Source organism: Candidatus Edwardsbacteria bacterium (assembly GCA_031082425.1).
Lineage (GTDB): Bacteria > Edwardsbacteria > AC1 > AC1 > EtOH8 > UBA2226.
In genome coordinates this window covers 54,483-73,696 of sequence record JAVHLB010000003.1, presented here as the reverse complement: position 1 = coordinate 73,696, position 19,214 = coordinate 54,483, and the positions used below count along the sequence as shown (strand labels likewise).

Sequence of the window (19,214 nt, the reverse complement as noted above, 5' to 3'; positions counted from 1 at the left end):
AGAACCTATGATACAATAATTGGCCGCAGTAGTCAATTGAAAACCCTGGGAAATAGGTTCAGCCCGTCAGATGGTTGATCCCAGGCTCTCGATCTTCATCAGCAGTTCGGACTGCCCCTCCGAAGTGTTGACATCGGCCACGGTGAACAGGGGATCCAGTTTTTTCACCGCATCCAGCGAGGCGCCAAAGCTGCCCAGTTTATAGTAACATTCGGCCAGCAGCAGGTTCAGTTCTTGGTAATCCATTATCTGATCGGCCGACAATAAATACCTGTGGGAAAATTTCCACAAGCTGTCCGAGGCCAGCACCAGGCTGTCGTTCTGGACGGCCGCCTGGCAGCTGTCAAATGAGGCGTATACGAAGGCCAGCCCGGCCCTCATCTCGTTGTTGGACGCCTGCCTGGACAGGCCGCTGTTGAAGCTGGTCAGGGCTTCGTTCTTATAACCCAAAATGCCCTGGCACCAGCCGGTGCCGTTATAGGCATCAACCAAAGAGGCGTCCTTGGACTTGGCCTGCTGGAAACTGCTCAGAGCGGCGGAGAAACTGCCGGCGTTGAAATATGTCCAGCCCTGGGATAGCAGCTGGGCGGCTGTCAACTCGGGCTCCGGTGCGGTGGTCTCCTTGCTGCACCCCAGAATCGCTGCCGTCAGCGCCGCCAATGAATATATCAGGATCTTCTTCATCATCATCTCCTTATTTCACCAATACCATCCGGCCGGTTTGATCGGGGGAAGCGCCACTCACCCTGTAATAATATATGCCCGGGGCCGCCTGGCGTCCGTTGCCGTCCCGGCCATCCCAACTGAAATCATGATCCCCGGCCGGCCGGTATCCCCGGAAGACCTGGTTTACTTGCTGCCCCAAGATATTGTATATCGAGATACTGATGGTCCCCTGGTGCTTGATCTGGTATCTGACCCTGACCGTTGAGCGGAAGGGGTTGGGCCAGACGGCAGGGTTTGCCGCATCCTTGAACTCCGCCAGGGCCGGATTGCCGGCATCCCAGGACAGAGCATAGATCCCCAGGCTATTTATGGACCCAATGACCTTATGGCCTTTTTTATCGATCTGCCCCGGCAGGTATTCCCAGGCGCCGTCTTTCAATTGATGGAGGCCCAGACGCAATTCGTCCCTTTCGCCAAGGGAGGCGTGATCATAGGATAATTCCAGGATCGCCGGTTTCAGCAGAAACATCCCGGCCGGCCCGATCTGAACCGGGTTCATTATCAAAGTGCCGGGAGGGCTGCCTGCCTGGGGTTCGAATATTGCCAGATACAGGTCCCGGGCCAGGGCCCCGGCCGGGAGGTTCAGCGTAATGGGGGCGGATCTGGGGCTGACTGTATTGCCCGCAGTTTTGGCCGCCACCACCTCAAAAAACCGGTCGCCGCTGCGCCAGGTTCCTCCGGAATCCACTGCGGCCAGATGCAGATGGTGCTGGCCTTCTGTTTTGAGCTGGTATTCGCATTTATATGTCCAATCGGATATCTTGGCAAAGCCTAGGGTCTCCACCTGGGCCGAGACCGTCATCAAGGCGGTATCCAGGGCCGGAGTTGATGGCATGAGATTGCCGGAGACCGCCGCCAGATTCAGGTACTGGGTGAAGGCCGGATTCTGCATTATCCCGATGTTGAAATCGGACCCGCCACCTGGGATGACGTACATGTTGCAGCCCATGGCGGCCGAGGCGGCAGAGATGCCCATCACGGCGATCCCCGAACGGGTGCTGTTGTTGTTCAGATACGATACCGGATAGCCGGTTCCCAGGCTGTCGAAATCGGCCTGGGTGGCCGAACTCCAGAGGTCCACCGCCTCGCCGTAATTGGCCCCGATCCACAGTTCGGAGCTGTAGCCCAGGGCTCCGATATCGGTCTCCTCCAGGGCCACCCCGTAGGGGCGGTTCTGTGAGGTGCCATTGGTGGAGTTTCTATTAACCTGATTGCTAGAAAAATATGTGCCACTGGTATATAAACTGTCGATATGATAGATCGCCAGGCCCTGGGATAGCAGATTGGCGTCCCAGGCCACTCCGCTGAACGGCCCGGCGGCAGTCTTCCAGCGATTCTCCACTAGCCAGAACTGCATGGTCCCCTCGCTGCCCATTTGGGCCAGATGGTAGGAGCTGTTGCTGGCCGTGGCCAAAGTGTTGTTGACGGTAACTGTGCCGTTGGTTTTGATCATCACCGGAGCCAGCCAGCCCAAAAATCTCTTGCACCAAACATCAAGGCTGACCGGAGTGGCCCCGCTATTGTAATCGCCGCCCCAGGAGCCGGCCGCCATCAGGGAAAAAAGCCCCAGTCCGCTGCCGGAGATGCTGAAGCCGCCGGTATCATAAAGGTCCGGCAATCCCAGGGCATGACCGAATTCGTGAGCAAATACACCAGCGCCGATCATCTCGGTAGTTGATCCGTTTCCGTCGGCATAATTGGTCCGCTCCGGCATGATGATATATTTGTCGAGCCTGACCGGATTGCCGGTATAGGTGCTGATATCGTTGGTAACATAATAGGTTCCACCAGTCCAGCCCGTTAGCTGAAAACTGTGCGACCAGATAGGATCGCTGCCCCCCTCCTCGCCCCCTTTTCCTGCATGAACCACCCATAGCACATCCACATAACCGTCGTGATTCAGGTCGTAATCCGGCGAGGAAAAATCGAAAACGGAATCGGCCCTGTCCAGGGTCCGCAGGATGAATTCATAGGTATTCCTGGTGGTCCCATCGGTCAGCCCATTGGTCCCGTTGCCGTAATAGCTGACGAAATTGCTACTGCTTGCCCAATCGGCCACGCTGCCGGAACAGCTCACGACTCCGTAGGACATGTCACGGTAATAATTGTTGACCGATTTCACTCCGGCTGCCGAACTGAATAGCATCGACTGGAAATCGCCGGAGCTGTGAATATTGACCAGCCCAGGGAAATATCCCATCACCACCGGATAACTGCGACTGCCGCTGATCTTGGCCGCGGCATCCTTGGTCCACAGCTGCTGGATCAGGCCGTCCCGCGGACTATCCAGCCCCTTGAGCCGCAGGGCCGCCAGCGAGGCCGGCTCGCTCACCCCGGGACGGGGGGGCATGGCCCCGGCCGTGACTGCCAGCAGGGCCCCCAGGATCAGGCCGTATAAGATCTCAGTTCTCATCGGTCCCCTCCCGGCCGATGATCTCCTCGGCCTTCTCCACCCGGAGGATCAATTTTCCGCTCTGGTCCTCCAGCCGCCCGGTCAGCCGCATCCTCCTGTCCAGAAAATCGGACATCACTTTGGGCCGGCGGGCCCGGTTGGGACCCGGCCGGGGCGGAGGCACCTCCAGGGGGGCCCAGGCGGCCACCGCGATCTCCCCCCCTTTATTTCCGGTCAGGACCAGCCTCAGGTCGGTGAAATAATTGCCGCCGGCATTTTTCAGGACCCCTTCGGTTTCCAGCAGCCGATCCGAAAATTTTGCGGGATCTTTGGCAATCACTTCAATTTCAACCTTGAGAGATGTTCCCGCCGGAACAACAGTTTTCTGGTGACAGCAGGAAGCGACCGATAACGCCAACCAGATGGCCGCCAGGCTGGTGATTTTTGACATCATTTTCCCCCGATCAATGAAATTGAACGTTCTTCCGAAAACAGACGGAACGAGGTTGGATGTTCCAACCTCGTTCCGTCAAAATCGGTTAAAAAGACTTGGCTATGGCGAAGATATTTTTCAGCTTGTCGTTGGTGTCCCGCAGGCGGGTGGAGAGGGTTTTTATGAATACCGCCATCAGCTTGTAGGCCATCTCCTTTTCCTCGGCCATCAGTTTTTTGAAATCCCGCTTGTAGATGGCCAGCAGCCTTACCTCGCCCTCGTGGGCGATGGCCGCCGCCGAGCGGGGAAAATCGTCGATCAGGGCCATCTCTCCGAAATAATCCCCCGGCCGCAGGATCTTCAGCGCCTCTTCCCCAACCCCCGGGACCATGGTGGATATCCGGACCTGCCCCTGGTCGACGATGTAGAGGGCGTCTCCTATCTCGCCCTCCTGGAAGACGGCGGTCTCCTTTTCGTAGGTTTTCTCATAGGCCAGGGTCAGGATCTTCTCCAGCTCCGGCTGGGTCAGATCGTTGAACAGGTATACTTTCTTGAGCAGATCGGGGTTTTTATTGGATGCTCCCATTTTGCTGCCTTCCCGCCCGTCTGGGCAAATCATTCCATCCTCTGAATATCCAGAGCCCGGTTGACATCATCGTTGGTGATATACCCCAGATCGACCAGACACTCCCCCAATCGCTTGGCGGAATTATCCATCTGGCTCCGTCTGGCCTGGTTGATCTGCTCCAGCGAGACATGGCCCAGGGAAACCATTATTTCTCCGATCATTTTTTTCTGTCCCATTTTCTTGAACTATCCTATGTCAGTTCAACAATGGTCACCTGGTGGGGACCTGTTTGATGAGCCGGATCTTCTCCCCCGCCACAATATCCTCCACCTTGGAATTGGTGATCACCGCGGCCGAGGTGTTGTTCCGGGCCGATAACACCTGCAGCTGTCCGATTATAAGTTCGGGAAGGATGTTTTTACCGCCCCGGTCGGGATCGCTGGCCTTGGTTCCGGAGCGGTATATCTCGAAAACGTCGCCCGGCATGATCCCGTTGGCCAGCCCCTGGTCGATATATACCACCTTGTACTCGGTGGCGGTGGCGTTGGTCTGCTTGAAAGCCACGATGCATCCCTGGTTGGATTTTTGCACCGGCAACGGGGACACATCCTTGGGAACTATTATCTGGACATAAGGCCGGAAGGCCTCCTTGCGGGAAATGCCGTCATAGGTCTTTACCAGTTTGGCCCGGGAGGTTTTCTCCTCGACATCCGTCACCTCCAGAACGCCCACTATATTGATGACCCTGCCCAGGCTCTTTCCGTTCTGGGGGTGCTTCACCTTCTGCCCCACCCGGTACAGGGCGTGCTTGTCGCCCGGCTTGGCTCCGTCGCGCGATCCCAGGTTGATATACACCGGATCGTTGACCATCATGGCTTCGATATCCTTGCGGTCGCTGCCGATGATATGGCCGGTGGGCTTGTCCATCTCATCGCTGATGAAGCCGGCCTCGAAAGCCATCAGCTCCGACACCACCGGGGTCGGTCTTTTAACATAGCCCATGGCCTGGGTTTTTCTTACCGCGACCGCCGGGGCCTCCTTGGCCGGCTCCGGCTCATAGGCCATCTCCTCGGCCGGAGCCTCCTCCTGTGGCGCTGCCTCGGCCGGCATCTCTGGTTGGGCGGCTGCAGTGTCGGGCGCGGTCACCTGGCCCGAAAGGGTCTGGGGAGGGATCACCAGGTCCTGGCCGGGATAGATCCAGTGGGGATCGGCGACGATCTCCTTGTTGGCCTCCCAGATCAGGGGCCAGGAGAAGGAATTCTGAAAATACCTCCCGGCCAGCTCCCACAGGGTTTCCCCCTCCACCACTTTATGGACCAGGTTGCCCTGCTGGGCGGAAATGATCCCGGCGCTGAAAAGAAACCCGGCTATAACCAGCAACGCCAACATTGACCTGTTCTTAAACATGCTCCGCTCCTTTTCCAAATAAGTTTATTTTTTCTCGTTCTGGGAGGTCGCCCGGACGAACTTCATGCGCAGATCGTACAGCAGCTCGTCCAGCAGCCTGGATTCATCCGATGTAAGGTTTCCGGCGGTCTTTTTCTGCAGTGCCCCCAGGGTGTCGATATTGTGTTTGGCCAGCTCCAGGTTGACTGTGGTCTTCTGGTTTGTGGGGTCTGGCACCTGCCCCAAATTTACCATCGCCGATGTGGCCAGCATGTAGAAAAGGGATTCTATGCTGGCCGGCGGCAGCGGTTGTTTAATTTCATCAGCCATAATGCTTTACCTCTATGCTATCTTATACTTTTACCATATTTTTACCCAAAAAGCAATATTTTTTTTAAAAAAACTTGCAACCCGTGTGCGATTAGTAGTAGAATAACATAAACTTGCCGACAGGATAAGGTTATATGAATAAAAATATCAATTGGGTGGAGATCGACTGGCCGGCATTGCTGGGAAATATCCGGGCTTTCCGAAAGCTGCTGGGACCGCAGGCCAAATTCATGCCGGTGATAAAATCCAACGCCTACGGGCATGGCCTGCCGGAAGTGGCGTCAATACTGGCCGGATCGAAGCTGGTGGACTGGCTGGGGCTGAATTCTTTGGATGAGGCGGTGGCCTTGAGAGAACGGGGTATCATAAAACCGTTGTTGCTGCTGGGCTATGTGCCCTCAAGCCGCCTGACCGAAGCGGCCAGGAACGATGTCCGTCTGACGGTATATAACAAGGAGACCGTCCTGGCTCTGGCAAAAATAAAAAGCAAGAAAAAGATCCCCCTCCACATAAAGCTGGAGACCGGCACCCACCGCCAGGGAGTCGGCTTGGATGAGGCCGTAAAGTTGGCCAGGTTGATAAAAAAATACCCTCACCTTTTATTGGAGGGCTATTCCACCCACTTCGCCAACATAGAGGACACCACCGACCGGAGCTATCCCGATTTCCAAAAGGAGAATTACCAGAGGATGATCGCCCGGCTGGAAAAGCTGGGACACGCCGCTCCGGTGAATCATGTGGCCTGCACCGCAGCCGCTCTGATATTCCCCGACACCCATAAGAATCTGGCCCGGATCGGCATCGGCCTCTACGGGCTGTGGCCCTCCCGGGAGACCATGCTGGCCGTCCGGGACCTCGATCCCCGGTTTGGCCTTGCGCCGGTGCTGTCCTGGAAGACCCGGGTGGCCCAGATCAAGACCGTCCCCTCCGGCTCGTTCATCAGCTACGGCTGCACCTACCGCACCACCCGAAAGACCGGGCTGGCGGTCCTGCCGGTCGGTTATTACGACGGGTACGACAGCAGGCTCTCCAACACCGCCCATGTGCTGATCAAGGGAAAACGGGCCCCCATCAGGGGGCGGGTGTGCATGAACCTCTGCCTGGCCGACATCACCGACATCCCGGGGGTCAAGCTGGAGGATGAAGTGGTGCTGCTGGGAAGGCAGGGCCAGGAGCATATATCAGCCGAACAGCTGGCCCAGTGGATCGGCACCATCAATTACGAAGTGGTCACCAGGATCAACCCCCTGCTGCCCAGGATAATAGTTAACAGGTAAAGGTATCAAATGCAAATCAAAAATAAAACCAACACTAACCGTAAACCGATCAACAGTAAACCACACACTAAAAAGAACTTCGATGACCTGATCTCCCTGTTCGCCCGCCTGCGGGCGCCGGGCGGCTGTCCCTGGGACCGGGCCCAGGACCACCGCACCCTGAAGCCTTACATCATCGAGGAGGCCTATGAGGTGGTGGAGGCCATCGAGGAGGAGGATCCCAAAAAGATGCGGGAGGAACTGGGCGATCTGCTGGGTCAGGTGATCTTCCATGCCCAGATAGCCCGGGAGGCCGGGTTGTTCGGCATCCAAGAGGTGATCGCCGGGCAGATGGAGAAGATGACCCGCCGCCATCCCCATATATTCGCCAAGACCAAGGTTAAGGACGCCGCCGAGGTCCTGCTCAACTGGGAGGAGATAAAGTACCGGGAAAAGAAGCAGGACCGCCCCTCGGCCCTGGACGGGGTGCCCAAGCATCTGCCGGCCCTGCTCAAGGCCCATAGGATACAGGACAAGGCCGCCCGGCTGGGCTTCGACTGGGAGCATATTGACGGGGCCTTCGCCAAGCTGGAGGAGGAGCTGGAGGAATTCTCCCGGGCCTATGCCGGGGGGCGTAAGAAGGAGATCACCGATGAATTGGGGGATATTCTTTTCACCCTGGTGAATCTCTCCCGCTTTCTCAATGTGGATCCCGAAGGGGCTTTGCGGGGGACCATAGACAAGTTCACCTCCCGTTTCCAGCACATCGAAAGGTCCCTGAAAAAATCCAGGAAGTCCTTCAAGGATGTATCGCTGGACGAGATGGAGGCCCTCTGGCAGCAGTCCAAGAAAAGAAACCTTGGCAAAAGATCGAGAAAAAATAACCGGCTAAAATAATTCATTTTATCTGTAGGGGCGATCCAAGAATCGCCCCTTTCCCTTAGGCAAAAAAAAGACCCGCATTACTGCGGGTCTTTTTTTGGGTCGGGTATGCCGGTTATTCGACCACGTTGATCTCTATGCGGCGGTTCTCGGCCCGACCAGCCTTGGTCTTGTTGCTGGCAATAGGCATGTCCTCGCCGTAACCCTTGGCGGTCATCTGGCACTTGACATTCTGGGTGACCAGCCAGGCCACCACGGCATCGGCCCTGGCCTGGGACAGCTTGCGGTTGACGATGCCGGATCCCAGGGCGTCGGTGTGTCCGCCGATCTCGACCTTCATGTCCGGGTTGTCCAACAGCACCTTCAGCAGGGGCTGGAGGGCGGTCTCGATGGCCGGGGTGATGTCTGCTTTGCCCGAGGCAAAATTGATGTTGCTGAAGGTGAATTTCTCTTTCTTCTTCACCATTCCGGTGTTCTGGGCCACCGGTTTGCCGTCCTTGGCCACTACGTTGAAGTTGGCATTGTTGTAGCCCTCGGCCACGGCGCTGACTGCGTAGGTGCCGGGCTCAAGAATGGCCTTGTAGTTGCCGTTGGCGTCGGCGGTGGCGGTGACGGTGGTCTTCTGGCTCTTGAAGGTCAGCACGGCGGGAACCGGGTTGCTGCTCTTGTAGTCGATGATGGTGCCGGTGATCTCGCTGGGCGGAATGGGCTTGAGCTCCAGGGTGAAGTCCTGCATGGCAGGAACCTTCTTGTTCTTCTTGCTTAGCATGATGGAGGCCTGCTTGGCGATGTAGCCCTTGGCGTCGGCCTTGATCTCCACCGGGGCTTTGTCGATCAGCACTCCGCTGAGGGTGTAGGCGCCGGTGGCCGGGTCGGTGTTGGCGGTGATGCCGCCGGCCATGACCATGGCGGCCAGGCCCTTGCCGGCCTTGTCGGTGACCTTGCCGGAGATGATAGCGGTGGCCGGGACCTTGGGACCAAGGTTGCACTTGGTGTAGGCCAGGCCCATGAACACCTGCCAGTCCAACTGGCGGGTCATGGTCGGATTCAGGATGGTGGAGTCGTCGGTCTGCATGTTCATTTCGCCGCCCAGATCCATCTTGACGGAACCGAAGTCGAAGCGCAGTCCGCCGGTGACCCAGAAGGGATTGTTCATGATGCCGCGGCTGATGCTGTCAAACCCGGTGTCGGTAACCTGCAGGTATTTGCTGGTGTCGATGCCGGCCTTGCCGGTGACTTCCAGGAACGGGGTCACCATCCCGGCGTTGTAGGACAGGCCCAGACCGAACGGGATCCCGATGTTCGGATAGATCCTGTTGACGCCATCACCGAAATCATACTTGTCCAGGTTCATGGCCATGCCCAGGTTGAGGTGGGCCTTGAAGTTGCCGGCGTTGTAACCGGGGATCAGGGTGAAATGGATCGCGCCGGTCGGTGTGTAATTGGAATCCTTCTCCCAAGCCTCATCGACCCAGGCATAATATCCGCTGAACTTCTTGTTCCAGCGGTAGTCGTATCCCAGATAGGCGCCCATGTTGAAGCCCTCTCCCCGCAGGAAGGTGGCCTTCAGGCCGATCCGGGTGTCCTTGGAGCCGCTTCTCCAGGCGGAGGTGTCCGGGGTGGTCATGGACCACTGATTGAAAGTGTAGGTCGGGGCGATCGACAGCTCCAGCATGTCGTTGAAGGCAAGGTTGCCCATGGGAACCATATCGATGTTCATCCAGGAAAAGTTGGTGTCATAATCGCCCATGGAGAGGAACCCGCGAAAACCGATCCCGAAGCTCATCGGGCCGCAGTTGTCGGGAGCTATGGTCCTTACCAGACCGGTGCTTCCGTACATCGAGGGGGTTGCCATAGCCAGACCGGCTACCATCATCAGAACCGCGAATACCGATACAATTCGCTTCATTTTGTTTGACCTCCTAAATTGTGTTGGTTAATTTAGATTAGCTTCATTTGATACACCCGGCACAACAATATATGGTGCCGTTTGTTTAGGGAAACACTATTGTTCAGTGAATTAAGATAACCCTACAGAATTAGGAATACCGGTCCCTCACCTCCTTAAAGCTTGAATATATTTAAAATATATTTCATCAGGTCTTAATTCAGGGCTAATAATAGCAATTTACCAGGCCGGTTGTCAAGTGCTTTTTATTTTTTTTTATCCTTGGCGCCCAACGGCTTGGTTCGAGATCACACCGGGCACCGATCAAGGGGAAACACCAAACCGCTGGATCCAAGGTGGTGGCACGGCACAAAAAATGGCGTCCCCAACCCCGATTCCATCGGGGTGCCGCATTCCTCAGTTCAAGGTGGTGGCACGGCACAAAAAATGGCGTCCCCAACGGGATTCGAACCCGTGCCGCCACCTTGAAAGAGTGGTGACCTAACCGCTAGTCGATGGGGACATCATTTTGTGACTGGACTATTTTACGTGGCTGTGGATGTACAGCCGGCGGAACTGCTCGTTGTCAACGATCGCCCGGTTGATCAGGAAATAGGTCTCCAGGTTCTCGTTGGTGGACTGGATCCGGTCGCACAGGATCTCGGAGATGGCCAGCAGCATCCGGGCGGAGAGCTGGGGCTCCTTCATCAGCAGCCTCTGGAACTCCTCCTTGGACAGGGCATAGATCTCGCTGTCGATGGCGGCGGTGGCGGTGGCGGTGCGGGGTTTGTCGGTGATCAGGGCCATCTCCCCGAAGAAGGAGCTCTCCCCCAGTTCGGCCAGCACCAGCTTGGATTCGTTTCGCTTGATGCTGATCTCCACCTCTCCGCTGGTGATCAGGTACATCTCGTTGCCGGCGCTTCCCTCCTGGAATATCGCCGTGTCCTTGGCAACCTTGCGCTTCTCCAGCTTGCTCTCCAGGGATTCCAGCTCGGCGGGCGAGAGGTATTTGAACAGGACTACCTTTTTCAAAACATCCTGAGGCGCCATTTTACACCTCCATATATAGATTATTGATGACCGAAGTGGTGAGCCAGATGGGAATCGAACCCATGACTCCCGCCTTAAAAGGGCGGTGCTCTGCCGGCTGAGCTACTGGCTCTCTTTCAAAATATCACGCTTTTGAAGGAATTTGTTAATTTTACAATAAAAGACCCATCAGGTCAAGCAAATAAAGTGACCAACCTAGGCCCGGAAGATGGTGGCCTCGCGATCCGGGCCCACCGAGACGATGGAGATCTTGGCCCCGGTGAGCTTTTCGATGGTCTGCAGGTATCTTTTGGCGTTGGCCGGCAGTTTGGCGTAGCTGCGGACCCCGCCGGTGGGCTGGTCCCAGCCCGGCAGGGTGAGGTATCTCACCCGGCAGCGGGCCAGCTCCTCGGTGGTCCAGGGATAGCCCCCGCCCTTGATCCCGTAGGAGACCGCTATCTTGATCTGCTTGATCCCGTCCAGCACGTCCAATTTGGTCACCGCCAGCTGGTCCGCCCCGTTGACCTGCACTGCCCGCTTGATCATCACCGCATCGAACCAGCCGCAGCGTCGGGGGCGGCCGGTGGTCCGGCCGAACTCATCGCCGGCCTTTCGCCGGATGAAATCGGCCATCTTTGGATCGAACTCGGCCGGGAAGGGTCCGTTCCCCACCCTGGTGGTGTAGGCCTTGGCCACCAGAAGGACGCTGCCTACCGCTGCCGGTCCGATGCCCAGCCCGGTGCAGGTCCCTCCCGATATGGTGGAGGACGAGGTGACGAAGGGATAGGTGCCGAAATCGATGTCCAGAAAAGTGCCCTGGGCCCCTTCGAACAGCACCTTTTTGCCTGCCGCGATCAATTGGTTCAGCAGCAGGGAGACGTCGGCCGTATAGGGCTTGAGCAGGGCCGGATATTTGCGGTATTCCTTGATGATGGCGTCATGGGATGCCGGCGAAGCCCGGTAATAATTTTTTAGCAGGAAATTCTTTTCCCTGAGGTTCTCTTTGAGTTTCTGGGCGAAAACATCGAACTGAAGAAGGTCCCCCAGCCTGATGCCCAGACGGCCAACCTTGTCGATGTAGCTGGGGCCGATGCCGCGGCCGGTGGTTCCGATGGCGCCGGCGCCCTGCGATTCCCGGGCCCGGTCCAGCATCTTGTGATAGGGCATGGTCAGGTTGCACAGCGGGCTGATCTTCAGCCGGCCCTCGACCCTGATGCCCTGGGACCTCACCTGGGCGATCTCCTCCATCAGGCTCTGGGGGTCCAGCACCACGCCGTTGCCGATGAAGCACGGCTTTTGGGGATGGACGATGCCCGACGGCAGCAGATGCAGCACGAATTCCCGGCCATTGGCCTTGACGGTATGCCCGGCGTTGGCCCCGCCCTGGAAACGTGCCACCGCATCGGCCTGCCGGGCCAGCAGGTCGACGATCTTGCCCTTGCCCTCGTCCCCCCACTGGGCCCCGATGACCACGGTGTTCTTCTTCATTATATATTCCTTTGTCTGATGTTTCAAAAGCGCTTCAGATCCGCAAGCAAATTGGACAGGATCAACATGATTCAATTGTGGTACCAAGGGCAGTCATTCCTGCGCTTCATTGCATTCAGTGCGGACTCCGGCAGGGATCCGGAAAGACAAAATACCGGATTCCGGGTCAAGCCCGGAATGACAATTAAAGTCCCGAATCAGGCGGCCGCCTCCTGCTCGTCCTTCATGATGTACCGCGGCGGCTGCTTGCCCACCACCACCTCCCGCCCGATGATGCACTTGGCGATGTTCTTGTTGGATGGCAGCTGGTACATGATGTCCAGCATGGTCCCCTCCAGAACCGCCCGCAGGCCCCGGGCCCCGGTGTTGCGCTTCAGGGCCTCCTCGGACACCGCCTCCAGGGCCTCGGGCAGGAACTCCAGCTCCACCCCCTCCAGGCTGAAGTAGGTCTGGTACTGCTTGACCAAGGCATTCTTGGGCTTGGTCAGGATATCGATCATGGCGTCCTTGTCCAGGTCGTTCAGGGTGCAGATCACCGGCAGGCGCCCGATCAGCTCCGGGATCAGCCCGAACTTCAGCAGGTCGTCCGGCTGGACCTTGGCCAGCACCTCTCCGATGGGCACCTTGCCCTTCTCCCGCAGCTCGGCCCCGAAGCCCAGGCTCTTGGTCCCTATCCGGGAGCTGATGATCTTCTCCAGCCCGTCGAAGGTCCCGCCGCAGACGAACAGGATGTTCTTGGTGTTCACCGGCACCAAGGGCTGTTCGGGATGCTTCCGGCCGCCCTGGGGCGGCACGTGGGCCAGGGTGCCCTCCAGGATCTTGAGCAGGGCCTGCTGGACCCCCTCGCCGGAGACGTCGCGGGTGATGGAGGGCCCCTCGGACTTGCGGGTGATCTTGTCTATCTCGTCGATGTAGACGATGCCGATCTCGGTCTTCTTCAGGTCGTAGTTGGCCGACTGCAGCAGCCGCACCAGGATGTTCTCCACGTCCTCGCCCACGTATCCGGCCTCGGTCAGGGTGGTGGCGTCGGCGATGGCGAACGGCACCTTCAGCAGGCGGGCCATGGTCTGGGCCAGCATGGTCTTTCCGGTGCCGGTGGGCCCGATCACCAGGATGTTGCTCTTGTCCAGCTCCACCTCGGGATTGGTGCCGGCGCAGAGTATCCTCTTGTAGTGATTGTAGACCGCCACCGCCAGGGCCTTTTTGGCCCGGTCCTGCCCGATGACGTACTCGTCCAGCACCGCCTTGATCTCCACCGGAATGGGCAGTTCCTCCTTGGTGAGAAAACCGTTGATCTTCTTCTCCTTGCTCAGGATGTCGCTGCAGATTATGGCGCAATCACCGCAGATGGCGGCCTCCCGGCCGTCTATCAGGTGCGCCACCTCGCTGGCGGCCCGTCCGCAGAAGGAACAGCGGTTATGCTGGGAAGTGGTCTTGTCCATGGCCATGGGATCACCTCGCAATTATATTCCAATTTTTATTTCTTGCCGTTTAATATGTTTTACCACAGAGACACTGAATTTACCAAAATGGAGTTAAGCCGCAACCACCGGATCGAAAACATTTATATATTTCAGGACTTCCGTATTTCAGCGGTCAGTTTGATGTCTATCTCTTCTTGTCGTTTGAATTATTGCCGCACTCGCCGCCCGTTCCCCGCAGTATCTCGATGGCATGGGGCAGCACCGGCAGGATCACCTCCAGGTTCTCTTTCACCGCCCTGACGCTGCCGGGCAGGTTGATGATAAGGGTCCGGCCCCGGATGCCGGCCGCCGCCCGGGAGATCATGGCCATCGGGGTCTTGCCCAAAGAGGCCGCCCGCATGGCCTCGGGGATGCCCGGCACCGGGCGGTCTATCACCTCCAGGGTGGCCTCGGGAGTGACGTCCCGCGGGGAAAAGCCGGTGCCCCCGGTGGTCAGGATCAGGTCGCAGCAGGCCTTGTCGGCGTGGTGTATCAGCCTTTCGGCGATCAGTATCCGCTCATCGGGGATGATCTCGGCGGCCGCGATCTCGGCGTCCAGCGATGCCAGCATTTCTTTGATGGCCGGGCCGGAGAGATCCTCCCGCTGTCCGGCCGCGCCTTTATCGCTGATGGTAAGAACAGAAATTTTAAATTTTAAATTTTGCATTTTAAATTTCAAAATTGATTTGATCGCCGGTTTTTATCTCTCCCCCTTTTATCACCCTGGCAAACACGCCCTCCCGTGGCATCACGCAGTCGCCCACCTGCTGTTTTATGGCGCAGCCGTCATGGCACTCCTTGCCGATCTGGGTTATCTCCAAGATTATCTCCGACCCGATCTTCAGCCTCTGCCCGATCTTCAAACATTTCAGATCAATGCCCTCAATGGTCAGGTTCTCGGCAAAATCCCCGGGGTGCAGTTCCACCCCCCTGCCCCGCATCTTGTCCACGCTATCCGCCGCCAACAGGCTCACCTGGCGGTGCCAGTCCCCGGCATGGGCATCGCCCACTATCCCGTGGTTCTCTTTAAGGACGGCGGTTTGAACCCTGGTCTTCTTCTCCCCCTTGCGAGTGCTGATATTTATGGATAATATTTTGCCCATATTCCTTAAATTCCCCTCTAATTAAGAGGGGTCAGGGGTGTGTTATTTCCCCTCTAACAAGAGGGGTCAGGGGTGTGTCCCTCCCCTCTAAAAAGAGGGGAACAAGAGGTGTGTCCAACTATGTACTGCTTGATCACATTCAACACCGAATCGATATCGTGAAAAATCTCTCCATCCTTAAAGCGCAAAACGGTTATGCCTAAATCTTCAATATAGTCTTGCTTTTTATGATCCTTTTTTACAACCTCCTCAAATCTATGGGTATATCCGTCGACTTCAATTGCCAAATTCAGTTTGGGACAGAAAAAATCTGCAATATAATTACCAATCGGTTTCTGTCGGTGAAAATCATAGCCCATTATTTTTTTGTCTCGGAGATGCATCCATAGCCTGATTTCCGCTTTTGTGCTGTTATTTCGCAGCTGACGGGCTTTCTCTTTAAGGTTGGCATTGTAATATATTCTCATGGATACACCCCTAAATCCCCTCTTAATAGAGGGGATTTTCATCTCTTCCAATCCCCGCTCTTCCCGCCCCGCTTCACCAGCAGTTTGACATCCGAGATCACCATCCCCTTGTCCGCCGCCTTGGCCATGTCGTAGATGGTCAGGCAGGCCACCGCCGCCGCGGTCAGGGCCTCCATCTCCACCCCGGTGCGGTCGGCACAGCACACAGTGCTGGTTACTTCAACCAATGATTTTATTTTATTCACCCGGCACTCGACATCCACCTGGGTCAGCCCCAGCGGGTGGCACAGCGGGATCAGCTCATGGGCCCGCTTGGCAGCCTGGATCCCGGCGATCCTGGCCACGCCCAGCACATCGCCCTTGGCGATGCGATTTTTTATGATCAGATCGAGGGTGGCCGGCTTCATCTTCACCCGGCCGGAGGCCGCGGCCATCCGTCGGGTCCTTTCTTTTTCGGTGACGTCCACCATCCGGGCCCGGCCATTGGAGCCAACATGAGTCAATTTGACAATACCTTTGATTTTTGATTCTTCATTTTTCATTTTTCATCATCCTCCCACCTCGGCCATATGCCGGGTATTGTCCGAGAATCCCTGGTCCATCTTATGGGCCTTGGGTTTCAGCCGCATGGCCTCATAAAAAACCCGGCGCAGTTCGTTGCCGGCGTGCCCGGCCCGAACCGGGACCTTGATGTTGACCTCGTACTTGGAGGCCAGGCAAGGCTTCAGGAAGCCGTCGGCCGTCAGGCGCAGACGGTTGCAGCCGCGGCAGAAGGAATGCGACAGGGGGGAAATAAAACCCAGGGTGGCCGGGCTGCCCACTATCTGATATTCCTCGGCGACCGAATTTTTCAAAGGAGGCAGCGAAACGATGGCGGTGATTTTTGATATCCGCTCTATCAGCTGCTTTGAATTCAGCTGTTTGCCCTTCTCCCAAAATTTATTGCCCACCGGCATGAATTCGATGAACCGAAGCTGTATCGGCTTGTCCATGGCGTATTTGACGAAGTCCTCCACCTCGTCGTCATTATAGCCGGCTATCGCCACCACATTGAGCTTCACCTGTTCAAAGCCCGCCGTCAGGGCCTTCTCGAACCCCTCCTTGGCCTGCTGCCACTGGTCGCTGCCGGTCATCTGTTTGAACCTTTCGGGCTTAAGGGTGTCCAGGCTGACGTTGACCCGCTTGATGCCGGCCTGCTTCAGTTCCCGGGCCAGGGGCCCCAGCAAAATGCCGTTGCTGGTCAGGGCCAGGTCCTTGAGGCCCTCGATGGCCGCCAGTTTTTTCACCAGCTCCGGAAAGCCCTTTCGCAACAGGGGTTCGCCGCCGGTCAGGCGCACCTTGTTGATGCCCAGCTCCACCCCGGCCCGGACGATGGTCTCGATCTCCTCGAAGCTCAGCATATCATCGTGCTTTTTCAACGATACGCCATCCTGGGGGATGCAGTAGCGGCAACGCAGGTTGCAGCGGTCGGTGACCGACACCCGGAGATAGTTCACTTTTCTGCCGAATTGGTCTGATAGCATCTGTCTGAAAATTCCTGAAGGTATTTATTTATTGAAACTGATCTTGAGGCTGACGATCTCCGGGCTGTTCCCGATCCGCACCGGCGGCCCCCAGGTGCCGGCCCCGCTGGAGATATAATAATGGGTGCTTCCTTTTCTCAGATATCCCCAGCTTTTTTCATAGACCCGGTTGGTGATGAGGTTCAGCGGCCACAGCTGTCCGTGATGGGTGTGGCCCGACAGCTGAAGGTCGATGCCGTTGGACACGGCATCTTCCAGAGCGAAGGGCTGGTGGTCCAGCAGGATCACCGGCAAATTTTGATCGAGGCCGGAGAGGATATCTTTCAACGGCTTTCTGGGGCTTCCGTCGAACCTGGCCCCGCTGCGGTCCTTGCGTCCCACTATCCATAGAGCATCGGCGATCAGCACCTTGTCATCCATCAGCATTTTTATGCCGTGGGCCTCCAGGTATTCCCCCGCCTTCTTGACCCCGCCGATATATTCGTGGTTTCCGGTGATGCCGATCACACCGTAGCGGGCCTGTATTTCCTTGAGCCTCTGGCCCATGTCCCCGCGGATCACCGGCCCGATGTCCTCGTCCACGATGTCCCCGGCCAGGATCACCAGGTCCGGCTCGGTGGCGTTGATCTTGTCCACCAGCCTTCCCAGCCGCCCGTTGCCGATGATGGTGCCCAGATGGATGTCCGAGGCCATGGTAATGTTCAATTCTTTGAGCTGCCCGGCATTTTTCGGGATATTCAGTTCCAGCTTCTTGACCCGGACATTGCAGGCGTTTAAGAACCCGGCCAGGGTGATGATCAGTATCAGCCCGGCAACAGCAATGAATGTCCACAATTTTCCGGCGATACCGGTCAGCAGAAACTGGAGTGTCTTAACCTTAAACAGATTTGCCGCCAAGAGCAGGATATCGGACAGCACCGAGGCCAGAAAGCCGTACAGCATCACCGCCAGCCATAACGAGCCCGTCCATACCAAAATATCGGTAAAAACGCTGCTGCCTGCCCTCTCCAAGAATCGTCCGGCTATGAACGACAGGGCAAGGGCGATGAAGACCACCCCATAGGCCAGCCGCCATTCCCGGCGGACGCCGTCCAGTGACTGCCACCCCTTGGAAAAGATATAGAAATTGACCAGGGCGTAGATCAGGATGGCCAGGGAGATGAATATGAAGATCATGAAAGAACGCATGGCAGAATCAGCCGCCGGTTATCAGATGGATGGCCTGGACGTCGTCGCCCTGGTTGACGGCTGTTTTATCGTAATCCTCGCCGGGAACGTATTTGTCGTTGACCCTGACGATGATGGCGTGAAATATGTAATTCTTTTCCTTTAACAGCAGGGCCACGGTCAGCCCCGGATGCCAGGGATGGTCCTGCCCGTTGACCTTCAGCATCTTTCCCCTTTGGGTTGTTTTATATTCAAAAGATTTTGTTTTTCCTGTTCGACGAAGCTCTGGATCCTGGGATCCGGCCCCAGCAGGATCTCCAGCGCCTGGTTGGCCTCCATGCAGGCGGCCAGGCCCACCCGGGGAGCCATCAGGCCCATGCCCGGCCCGGCCTCGCTGACCTCGTCGCCGCAGATGTGGATATTTCCCACTTTCCGGGTCCTTAAAAGATTGTTGTCGCCCCAGCCGGCCATGCCGTTGCCGATCACCAGGGGCTTGTCCGGCATCTGTTTCTGGACCGCCTCGGCCAGCATCAGCTTCTGGTCGGCCAGGTCGAAGGCTTCAACGATAATATCGGCCGTTTTATAAAGATGGGCTACATTATCCGGGGTGATGCGCACCTGATGGCATTCCACCTCGGCAAAGGGATTGGCCTTTTGGATGATCTCCTTAAGGGCCTCCACCTTGGGCTGGCCGATGTGCTCCACGAAATACTGCTGGCGGTTCAGGTTGGACGGCTCCACCACATCGAAATCGGCGATGATCAGTTTGCCGATCCCCGCCCGGGCCAGGGCCACGGCGGCGGTGGATCCCAGCCCGCCGCACCCGGCGATGCCCACCGTGGCGTTCTTCAGCCGCTCGTGGACCCCGGGAGTGTGCCGGGCCATCAGCAGATGCTCCAGCTCCTCGCGTTTGGGCATCTCGCCCTTTTTGATCAGCACCAGCCGGTCGCCGTCCTCCAGCCTGACGTCCCGGCCGCAGGGGAATCCGTTGCGGATGAACAGATCGGCGTTGTTCTTGTAAAGCCGGGCGGCATCGGACACCAGCGAACCGGAAGCTATCTCCTGGGCTATTTCGTTGACGAGGATCTTCATACTATCACTTCCCAATAATTA

Annotated in this window: 21 protein-coding genes and 2 tRNA genes; 2 read left to right on the top strand and 21 right to left on the bottom strand. The window is 57.2% G+C overall.

Annotated elements, in window-relative coordinates:
• Positions 1-66 precede the first annotated feature (66 nt).
• The 7 genes from RDU76_03680 to RDU76_03650 all read right to left on the bottom strand — a co-directional run bounded on the left by RDU76_03680 (position 67) and on the right by RDU76_03650 (position 5,835).
• Positions 67-687: a hypothetical protein gene (locus RDU76_03680; protein ID MDQ7798031.1), complete on the bottom strand. Its 621-nt coding sequence runs from the start codon at positions 685-687 to the stop codon at positions 67-69.
• 7 nt (positions 688-694) lie between these two features.
• Positions 695-3,139 carry a M6 family metalloprotease domain-containing protein gene (locus tag RDU76_03675; GenBank protein ID MDQ7798030.1) on the bottom strand — a complete coding sequence of 815 codons (2,445 nt, stop codon included), beginning with the start codon at positions 3,137-3,139 and terminating at the stop codon, positions 695-697.
• Positions 3,129-3,572: a hypothetical protein gene (locus tag RDU76_03670; protein MDQ7798029.1), complete on the bottom strand. Its 444-nt coding sequence runs from the start codon at positions 3,570-3,572 to the stop codon at positions 3,129-3,131. Before RDU76_03670 ends, RDU76_03675 begins: the two co-directional genes overlap by 11 nt.
• 85 nt (positions 3,573-3,657) lie before the next feature.
• Complete coding sequence (locus RDU76_03665) at positions 3,658-4,137, bottom strand: cyclic nucleotide-binding domain-containing protein (protein MDQ7798028.1); 480 nt, start codon at positions 4,135-4,137, stop codon at positions 3,658-3,660.
• Positions 4,138-4,166: 29 nt separating this feature from the next.
• Complete coding sequence (locus RDU76_03660; GenBank protein MDQ7798027.1) at positions 4,167-4,355, bottom strand: hypothetical protein; 189 nt, start codon at positions 4,353-4,355, stop codon at positions 4,167-4,169.
• A 34-nt stretch (positions 4,356-4,389) separates the two neighbouring features.
• A complete protein-coding gene (locus RDU76_03655; protein ID MDQ7798026.1) occupies positions 4,390-5,526 on the bottom strand; it encodes a LysM peptidoglycan-binding domain-containing protein in 1,137 nt (378 codons plus the stop codon).
• A gap of 24 nt (positions 5,527-5,550) precedes the next feature.
• Positions 5,551-5,835 (bottom strand): DUF1844 domain-containing protein, encoded by a 285-nt coding sequence (locus RDU76_03650; protein MDQ7798025.1) that lies wholly within the window; start codon positions 5,833-5,835, stop codon positions 5,551-5,553.
• Between the two features lie 134 nt (positions 5,836-5,969).
• Here RDU76_03650 and alr point away from each other — a divergent pair, with 134 nt between their 5' ends.
• Both alr and mazG read left to right on the top strand, forming a co-directional pair.
• Positions 5,970-7,112 (top strand): alanine racemase, encoded by a 1,143-nt coding sequence (gene alr, locus RDU76_03645; protein ID MDQ7798024.1) that lies wholly within the window; start codon positions 5,970-5,972, stop codon positions 7,110-7,112.
• Between the two features lie 9 nt (positions 7,113-7,121).
• A complete protein-coding gene (gene mazG / locus RDU76_03640; GenBank protein MDQ7798023.1) occupies positions 7,122-7,988 on the top strand; it encodes a nucleoside triphosphate pyrophosphohydrolase in 867 nt (288 codons plus the stop codon).
• A 100-nt stretch (positions 7,989-8,088) separates the two neighbouring features.
• Here mazG and RDU76_03635 read toward each other — a convergent pair whose 3' ends face one another.
• The 14 genes from RDU76_03635 to thiF all read right to left on the bottom strand — a co-directional run bounded on the left by RDU76_03635 (position 8,089) and on the right by thiF (position 19,193).
• The gene (locus RDU76_03635; GenBank protein MDQ7798022.1) at positions 8,089-9,882 is read right to left on the bottom strand and encodes an OmpA family protein; all 1,794 of its coding nucleotides are present in this window, start codon (positions 9,880-9,882) and stop codon (positions 8,089-8,091) included.
• 427 nt (positions 9,883-10,309) lie between these two features.
• Positions 10,310-10,384 (bottom strand) — tRNA-Glu (locus RDU76_03630).
• A 17-nt stretch (positions 10,385-10,401) separates the two neighbouring features.
• Positions 10,402-10,893, bottom strand: a complete 492-nt coding sequence (locus RDU76_03625) for a cyclic nucleotide-binding domain-containing protein (GenBank protein ID MDQ7798021.1) — start codon at positions 10,891-10,893, stop codon at positions 10,402-10,404.
• 54 nt (positions 10,894-10,947) lie between these two features.
• Positions 10,948-11,023, bottom strand: a tRNA-Lys gene (locus RDU76_03620).
• Positions 11,024-11,106: 83 nt separating this feature from the next.
• Positions 11,107-12,378: an adenylosuccinate synthase gene (locus RDU76_03615; GenBank protein MDQ7798020.1), complete on the bottom strand. Its 1,272-nt coding sequence runs from the start codon at positions 12,376-12,378 to the stop codon at positions 11,107-11,109.
• Between the two features lie 197 nt (positions 12,379-12,575).
• The gene (gene clpX / locus RDU76_03610; GenBank protein ID MDQ7798019.1) at positions 12,576-13,820 is read right to left on the bottom strand and encodes an ATP-dependent Clp protease ATP-binding subunit ClpX; all 1,245 of its coding nucleotides are present in this window, start codon (positions 13,818-13,820) and stop codon (positions 12,576-12,578) included.
• Between the two features lie 166 nt (positions 13,821-13,986).
• Positions 13,987-14,508 (bottom strand): MogA/MoaB family molybdenum cofactor biosynthesis protein, encoded by a 522-nt coding sequence (locus tag RDU76_03605; GenBank protein ID MDQ7798018.1) that lies wholly within the window; start codon positions 14,506-14,508, stop codon positions 13,987-13,989.
• A 1-nt stretch (position 14,509) separates the two neighbouring features.
• Positions 14,510-14,944, bottom strand: coding sequence for an MOSC domain-containing protein (locus tag RDU76_03600; protein MDQ7798017.1), 435 nt, complete (start codon positions 14,942-14,944; stop codon positions 14,510-14,512).
• A 53-nt stretch (positions 14,945-14,997) separates the two neighbouring features.
• Positions 14,998-15,453, bottom strand: a complete 456-nt coding sequence (locus RDU76_03595) for an endonuclease domain-containing protein (protein MDQ7798016.1) — start codon at positions 15,451-15,453, stop codon at positions 14,998-15,000.
• Positions 15,450-15,953 (bottom strand): cyclic pyranopterin monophosphate synthase MoaC, encoded by a 504-nt coding sequence (moaC, locus tag RDU76_03590; GenBank protein ID MDQ7798015.1) that lies wholly within the window; start codon positions 15,951-15,953, stop codon positions 15,450-15,452. The genes RDU76_03595 and moaC overlap by 4 nt, the downstream gene beginning before the upstream one ends.
• A 6-nt stretch (positions 15,954-15,959) precedes the next feature.
• Positions 15,960-16,934: a GTP 3',8-cyclase MoaA gene (gene moaA, locus RDU76_03585; protein MDQ7798014.1), complete on the bottom strand. Its 975-nt coding sequence runs from the start codon at positions 16,932-16,934 to the stop codon at positions 15,960-15,962.
• A gap of 24 nt (positions 16,935-16,958) precedes the next feature.
• Positions 16,959-18,122, bottom strand: coding sequence for a metallophosphoesterase (locus tag RDU76_03580; protein MDQ7798013.1), 1,164 nt, complete (start codon positions 18,120-18,122; stop codon positions 16,959-16,961).
• Positions 18,123-18,129: 7 nt separating this feature from the next.
• Positions 18,130-18,327: a sulfur carrier protein ThiS gene (gene thiS, locus RDU76_03575; GenBank protein ID MDQ7798012.1), complete on the bottom strand. Its 198-nt coding sequence runs from the start codon at positions 18,325-18,327 to the stop codon at positions 18,130-18,132.
• Entirely contained in the window at positions 18,321-19,193 is an 873-nt protein-coding gene (thiF, locus tag RDU76_03570) for a sulfur carrier protein ThiS adenylyltransferase ThiF (protein ID MDQ7798011.1), read from the bottom strand. The genes thiS and thiF overlap by 7 nt, the downstream gene beginning before the upstream one ends.
• Positions 19,194-19,214 lie beyond the last annotated feature (21 nt).